This is a genomic window from Muriicola sp. (assembly GCF_049669965.1).
In the GTDB taxonomy this organism is placed as follows: Bacteria; Bacteroidota; Bacteroidia; order Flavobacteriales; family Flavobacteriaceae; genus Muriicola.
In genome coordinates this window covers 1-7,322 of the sequence record NZ_JBATLB010000188.1, presented here as the reverse complement: position 1 = coordinate 7,322, position 7,322 = coordinate 1, and the positions used below count along the sequence as shown (strand labels likewise).

General features: G+C 39.3%; 6 protein-coding genes. 3 read left to right on the top strand and 3 right to left on the bottom strand.

Going from position 1 to position 7,322, the window contains the following annotated elements:
• Positions 1-1,254: hypothetical protein (locus WBM49_RS10145; protein ID WP_424371939.1), on the top strand; the 1,254-nt coding region annotated here is incomplete at its 5' end.
• Between the two features lie 543 nt (positions 1,255-1,797).
• Positions 1,798-2,313 (top strand): porin family protein, encoded by a 516-nt coding sequence (locus WBM49_RS10140; RefSeq protein WP_424371938.1) that lies wholly within the window; start codon positions 1,798-1,800, stop codon positions 2,311-2,313.
• A 337-nt stretch (positions 2,314-2,650) separates the two neighbouring features.
• Here WBM49_RS10140 and WBM49_RS10135 read toward each other — a convergent pair whose 3' ends face one another.
• The 3 genes from WBM49_RS10135 to glgA form a co-directional block, all read right to left on the bottom strand.
• Complete coding sequence (locus WBM49_RS10135) at positions 2,651-3,409, bottom strand: hypothetical protein (RefSeq protein ID WP_424371937.1); 759 nt, start codon at positions 3,407-3,409, stop codon at positions 2,651-2,653.
• A 219-nt stretch (positions 3,410-3,628) separates the two neighbouring features.
• Positions 3,629-4,894, bottom strand: a complete 1,266-nt coding sequence (locus WBM49_RS10130) for a glucose-1-phosphate adenylyltransferase (protein WP_424371936.1) — start codon at positions 4,892-4,894, stop codon at positions 3,629-3,631.
• A gap of 2 nt (positions 4,895-4,896) precedes the next feature.
• Positions 4,897-6,102 carry a glycogen synthase gene (glgA, locus tag WBM49_RS10125; RefSeq protein ID WP_424371935.1) on the bottom strand — a complete coding sequence of 402 codons (1,206 nt, stop codon included), beginning with the start codon at positions 6,100-6,102 and terminating at the stop codon, positions 4,897-4,899.
• A 487-nt stretch (positions 6,103-6,589) separates the two neighbouring features.
• Between glgA and WBM49_RS10120 the strand changes: the two genes are divergently transcribed.
• On the top strand, positions 6,590-7,322 hold a 733-nt coding region (locus tag WBM49_RS10120), incomplete at its 3' end, for a glucokinase (RefSeq protein WP_424371934.1).

The following is a 7,322-nucleotide window of genomic DNA, read 5'->3' as shown; positions in this document are numbered from 1 at the left end:
TCGTACTATTTTGAAAATACAGAAAACCTGACAGAACTGGATTATTTGATGCTGACTCAAGGCTGGACCAATTATAAATACAAAGAGAAGAAAAAGCCAAGACTTTTAAGTGCTGAAAAAGGTTTGGAAATCAATGGTACTGTTGATGACGTTGAAAAAGTAAGAAAAAGGCATGGACCAAAGAACAACAGATATGAGCTAGATCTGCTCTTAATGGGCGAACCCATAGAAGCTTACACACAAGAAACTGACAGTACGGGGTATTTTAGGTTTGTGTTGGGCGATAGCTATGGTCCAGGTAAAAAGTTTGTGATACAGCCCTCGGATGCAAGCAACAAAAGGGGTGACCTAAAGGTTAATATCAAAGAGTACGAAGTCCCTGAAATAGCCTATGAATCGGAAAATGTCATTGTTCCTGTTGATAGTATTATTGAAAAGAAAATGACTCAAAAAATAGAGGAGGATATCAGGTTAGATCCTTTTCTATTACCAAATACCATAGCCCTAAATGAAGTTGTAGTGAGCGATTATAGAGTTACACCAGAGCGTGCTGAAATGGCGGAGCTACATGGGATACCTGATGTTGTCATTGACAATGCTGAGTTAATAAATAAACAAAAGAATTGGACCAGAGGCCTGTATAGATGGTTGCTTTTCAATTACCCAAACTCGATACGAGTTCAACGGGTGGGTAATGCAGCAGGATTTGAAATCGCCTATGTTCATGGTGCCGAATGGACATATGTGGTTATAGACGGTATTCCTGTACATTCGGAAGACTACAGGCTAATTGGAAATATTCCGGTAAGTGCGGTTAAGAGTGTCGAGATTATCCGAAATACATACACAGCCAATACTTATCACAATAAAGTTTTTGATTGTGCGCCAATATGCCCTCCTCCTGCTTTTCCCGCTATACTTGCTATTTATACTTATTCGGGAAAGGGTCTGTACGGCGCTTTCCCCAAAACTAGAAGAACGAATCTTATAACCGATACGGCCCCCCAATATTCTCCGATTCGGGAATATTATGCTCCCGAATATCATGAACCCTTAAAAATAGATTGGGATGTTCCTGACAGGCGCACACTCCTTTATTGGAAACCAAATATTATTACCAATAGTAATGGTCAGGCGAAAACAACTTTTTTTAATGGTGATCTTACCGGGAAAATGGTGCTTATCTGTGAGGGAATTACTTCAAATGGAAAAGTAGGGTATTCGGAACTGTTTTATGAAGTAGATAATCCCTGACCAATTAAAACTATACATTGCTCTAGTTACCCTTAAAACGGTTTGAAATAATTTTAAATTTATTCGGCACGTAAAAGGCTTATCGGCTATATGAACTATATTCATCTGTAACTACACAATGACAACAAACATGGCAAAAATCTTTTTCCCATCTGTTGATTATACTTCTAATGCATTATCAAGTTGGATTGACACCTAGAAGAATAATGAGATTATAGAAAAAGGTTTATGGGTTGAGTATATCGTGTAAATAGAGCATTCAAAAAAAGCTATCTTAATGAGTATAATTTTAGAAGACCCATATATCTAACCAATTCTAGAACTAGAACACCATTAAACTATTAAACATATTCTTAAAACCCATTGAATGATTGAATGGCAAGAAAAATGATTGGTTTGAATTAGAACGTTAAACTTTAACAGAATCGGGAATCTTTTTATGACAAAAATTCGCTGAACACTTGTAATAAGATATTATGTGTCTAAAAACTTTTTTGTAAATTCTAGGTGTAAATTTGAAATGCTTTTAACTATAAAACCCTGATGATGAAGCTATTTATGTTTATTGTATTTGTTATTGGTCTTGTAGGTCCTTCGCAAGCCCAGGATTTTAAATTTGGTTTAAAGGGCGGTGTCAACTTTGCAACGCTAAATGGCGATGCTGTTTTTGATAGCTTCGATGGCCGTACGGGCTATCATATAGGAGCAGTGGCCCAACTTGGCCTCGGCAGTTTTGCCATTCAACCCGAAATTGTTTATTCGGCCCAGGGTATTGAAGATACCGATATCGATTATTTGAACATTCCAATCTTGGCCAAATTAAAGTTTGCTAAAATACTGAGTTTGGAGGCTGGCCCTCAGTTTGGCCTTACCGCCAATGGCAGTTCTGACCTGGACGATCTTGACAGTTTTGACATTAGTGCTGCCCTGGGTGCCAGTGTTGAGTTTTCAAAGTTTTTTGTACAGTTACGCTATAATTTTGGACTTACTGATGCCATAAAAAATGTCGATGCCAAGAATGCTGTTTTCCAGGTATCTGCCGGCTATTACTTTTTTTGACCATTAAAAAGCACTCATACCAAGTTTTTCGAGAGTTTCAAGAAACCAACGTTTTATGAAAATAATCGATTTCAGATATAGCTCCTTGATTAGTTTTGATATAATAATTGGTTTTCCTAAATTTTTAAGATAAAGAGTTACATCCCTTGTGCTAATTTGTATTAAAAATCGCAAAGAGGTGTGCAGCTTAAAATTAGCAAGGTAAAATATTGGTATAGATTGTGTTATGACCTTATTTTTAGGTCTGTCATTACCCCGACAAGCAGAAAGCCTGAAAATCGAAAGATTTTCAGGCTTTTTTATTTGATCAAAACAGATTTATGATCCGAATCTTCTTTTATTGATGTATAAACTCCTTACTTGCAGAGCCCAGGATACTTCCGTTTTCTCCATAGGCCAGAACATGTATCAAATAATTTTTGCCAATTATTAAAGGTCTGGAAGGAGGTAAATCGCCGTATTCCATGCCATATTCAAGATCTGAAAAGACATACTCACCGTTCCACACCATACATTGTTCCAGGTCCTGTTGTTCTATCAAGCATTCCAAATCGACTATCACAAAACGAAAGGTTTCAAGATCATCAAAGTCAGTCCAGTTAAAAAACGGGATACCCTCTTCATACGAGATATCAATATTTATACTAAAAGGCTCGTTTGATCCATATACTTGCCACGTTCCTTTTCCAGCAACATAATAAGTGAGCCAATCACATTCAATTTTTTTCTTTCCTTCACTATTGATATAAATGCCTGAATAACCCTTTGTGCTTAGATCCATTTGTCCCGAATAACCACCAGCCACTGCTACATTATCAACGGTTCCAGACCAATTACCAGAGATTACATTTTCATTGACCTGTCCGGATACCCGACCACGTTGCATACCCCCCTCGCAACCCTGATAACTAAAAATAAGTTCCCCAGAAAATTCCCCGTTATTAGGAATGTGTAAGTACACTAGTCCAATCATAGGATCTTCAGGGTTATTGCCAGCGTCTTCCTGGTAATACCCAAACCATAATGACGATGATTGAGCTTGCATGACACCGAAGCATGATATGAAACATACCAATAAAATAATGGGCTTATTCATTATTGAGGTTTTATTCTATGGAAATACTAATTTTTGACTCTTTTTTGGTTCGTTAAAACTACTTTTTAAAATTCATTGATTTTGAATATTACGTTCATTCAAACCTTCTTTAGAAAGAATTTCTTTCTATTCTTCTTATCGGTTAGATCATAAATTTTTAAAGGAAGATTAGCAGTTGTCAAAAAGCCATAGATTTTAGCATCGATGTATTCGGAATTCTTATATCACCGTACCACTTTTGATCACAGCTCCCTTTTTTAGCACTACAATACCGTCTCTGACCACATAGGTATCGGTTTCTGTGTCTTCCAAATCTGGTCTCCCTTGTATGGTTACATCATCCCCAACTCTGCAGTTCTTATCTACAATCACATTTTCAATGGTACATCGTTCTCCGATCCCCATAAGTATTTCAATGTGGAAATGCTCAATCTCTTCAAGAGTCTCATAGTAATCACTCCCCATTACATAGGTGTTGCGAATCACAGAATCTTTTCCGATCCTGGCCCTGATCCCAATTACGGATCTTTCAATGCTGGCGGCGTGTATAATACACCCGTCGGCTATAACGGCATTGATCATTTTGGTACCACTAAGTTTTGTAGTTGGTAACATCCTTGCCCTGCTGAAAATGCGCTTGTTCTTGTCATACAGATTAAATTTCGGAATTTCATCGCTTAGTCCAAGATTGGCCTCAAAGAAGGAACTAATATTACCAATATCTGTCCAGTATCCTTCAAACGGATAGCTCATGGTCTTGTGCTTATGTATGCTCTGGGGAATAATTTCCTTTCCAAAATCGACCGTTTCCGGATCATTCATCAACTCTATCAACAAGTCTCTGTTAAAAATATAAATTCCCATTGAGGCCAGGTAGTGTCTTCCCTGGGCCTTCATGTCATCACTGACGTCTGAGGTCCAGTCCGGTAGTAGTTCCGTGGCTGGTTTCTCAATAAAGGAGGTTATCCTATTATCCTGATCCGACTTTAGGATTCCAAAGGCTGGAGCATCATTGGCATGCACAGGAATGGTCCCTACCGTAATTTTTGCTTCACTCTTAATATGTGCTTCCAGCATCAGATTATAATCCATTTGATAGAGCTGGTCTCCCGATAAAATTAGTGCGTACTCAAATTCATGCTGCAGGAAATGATGCATGCATTGTCTTACCGCATCGGCGGTTCCCTGAAACCACTTTGTATTGCCCAGGGTTTGCTCAGCGGCCAGAATATCCACGAAGGCCGTGCTAAAGAAACTAAAGTGATAGGTGTTCTTTATGTGCTTGTTGAGGGAAGCAGAATTAAACTGTGTTAGGACATACATGCGTTTAATTTCGGAATTGATACAATTGGAAATAGGGATGTCTACCAATCTGTATTTCCCGGCAATGGGTACCGCTGGTTTAGATCGTGATTCGGTCAGGGGATATAATCTTGTTCCCTGTCCGCCACCCAATATGATAGCGAGTGTTTTATTGTTAACCATGTTTATTTTATTAAGGATTCATATAAGGTTTTAACTTGTTTGGCAATGGCCTCCCAATCGAAGGTCTCTTCAACGCGTTTTCGACCATTGACCGCCATCTCCTTTCTCAATTCGTCATTATTGATAAGCATATTAATACCATTGGCGAGGTCTCTGGAAAACTTATCCGGATCTACCGGTTCAAAAGGCGCGACTTTTTGCTGTTCCAAAGGCACTAAAATTCCTGTTTTGCCATCTACCACTACTTCTTTGATGCCGCCAACGGCACTTGCCACTACAGCCGTTTGGCAAGCCATAGCTTCTATATTGATGATGCCAAAAGGTTCGTAAATAGAAGGGCAACAAAAAACATCGGCATGGGAATACAATTGTATGACCGATTTTTTATCGAGCATCTTATCGATCCAAATAACGTTATTTCTGGTTTTAGTGACCGCTTGCACACTCTCTTCCATTTCCCTGGCTATTTCTTTGGTATCCGGGGCGCCCGCACATAGTACGATCTGAGTATCCGCGTCAATATATTTAATGGCATTCACCAAATGTATAATGCCTTTTTGTCTGGTGATCCTGCCTACAAAGAGCACATAGGGCTTTGTTTTGTCTATGCCGTAGGTTGTTAGCGTGGAGGTGTCTTCTGTGACCACATATTCCTGCAGATTGATGCCATTGTAGATAACCTCAATTTTGTCTTCATCCACCTTGAAGAACTTCAAAACATCTTCTTTGGTTTCCTTAGAGACAGCGATAATAGAATCGGCCATTTCAATAGCCGTTTTTTCGATCCAGGAAGACGCATCGTACCCTCTCCCTAATTGCTCCCTTTTCCAGGGCCGTAAGGGTTCCAGGGAGTGTATGGTTATAACCAGGGGCTTGCCATAACACAACTTGGCTACAATACCGGCAAAATGGGCATACCAGGTATGGCAATGCACAATATCAGCATCAATATCATCAGCATTCAAATGAATACAGGTACTTAAGGTTTGCAGTACGCCTTTTAACTTGTCATCGGTTTTGTTAAATACCGGATTTTCATATGGAAATCCGCCAACGGTAAGTTGATCGGAGGCCTCATTCTGATCGCCAAAGCAGCGTACATCTACCTTCATTAATTTCGATAGTTCTGCCGCCAGATATTCAACATGTACCCCGGCCCCTCCATAAACATAGGGGGGATATTCTCTGGTAAAAAATTGTACTTTCATTCAATTCTTGTTAGCTCTTAGGAACTGCATGGAATCCTTAATTACTTGTTTTCAGGATGGTAGGCAGGGATTGCAGGAGTCCTAATGGTATTAGATCATTTTGTCTAAATATAGGATTAAATTGAGCATTATTTGCAGCTAATATCATCTTTAAAAAAGAGTTTTATATCGTCTTTCAGTTTTCAGCGCATTGTCAAAGGAGAAATAAAAAACGATAAATAAACTTTCCTGAAGAAAACTCAATTTAATTTGCGGCCTTCAGCCCATCCTGGAAGTTTACTCTTATTTCGTATACTAAAATAAGAAGTACTTCGCTCACTGCGAATGATATTTGTCATTTTATTGACTTTAGATAAAAGTTAAGTTTGGTAAGATCATATGCAGCTTGTACTGAATGATACGCCCGGCGATTAGCCTTTGGATCCTAAACTAAACGAAGGACATACGTTAGAATATATAGGGAGTAAGCATGGTTTAGCAAAAGAAGATGATACAAAATAATGAAATATTCTCATTGCCCCTGGTCCACGAATCCCTGATTCCACTGGCATTTTTGGATGGAAAAATAAATCTGAAAACTGAGGCTATTCTCTTGGCGGGGGATGTGGGAGGCACAAAAAGCAGTTTAGTTCTTTTCCAAATAGCCAACGGACAACTTGCCGTATTAAAAGAAGGGAATTACCCTACCAAGGATTACAAATCTTTTATAGAGTTAGTCCGAACATTTCTTGGTGAAAAATTTCCCTCTATGGATGGGGTATGCCTGGGGGTCGCAGGGCCGGTGTACCAGGGCAAAGTGCAAGGTACCAATTTCCCTTGGGAGATCACCGTGGAAGAAATACGGAGGGGACTGCAAGTTAAATGGGTTTCCTTAATTAATGATATGGAAGCCAATGCTTATGGGCTGTCTGCACTTCAACACAAAGATTTGGAAATTCTAAAATCAGGATCGGACACAGCAGGCAATGCCGCTGTTATTTCTTCCGGGACAGGTCTAGGCGAGGCAGGTCTGTTTTGGGACGGTGCGCGGTATCATCCCTTTGCAACAGAAGGTGGTCATTGCGATTTTGGTCCCCGTAATGAACTGGATATTGAGCTTTGGCGATTTCTTCATCTAAAATATGGGCATGTAAGCTGGGAACGATTGGTGTCTGGCCCAGGAATCTGTGATATAAATGATTTTTTAAGACTACATCAAAATAAACCCGAACCTGAAGAAT

Bases quoted from the DNA above. Each gene is read 5' to 3' on its own strand.
- WBM49_RS10140 (WP_424371938.1), top strand. From the start codon at position 1,798: ATGATGAAGCTATTTATGTTTATTGTATTTGTTATTGGTCTTGTAGGT.
- WBM49_RS10135 (WP_424371937.1), bottom strand. From the start codon at position 3,409: ATGAATAAGCCCATTATTTTATTGGTATGTTTCATATCATGCTTCGGT.
- WBM49_RS10130 (WP_424371936.1), bottom strand. From the start codon at position 4,894: ATGGTTAACAATAAAACACTCGCTATCATATTGGGTGGCGGACAGGGA.
- glgA (WP_424371935.1), bottom strand. From the start codon at position 6,102: ATGAAAGTACAATTTTTTACCAGAGAATATCCCCCCTATGTTTATGGA.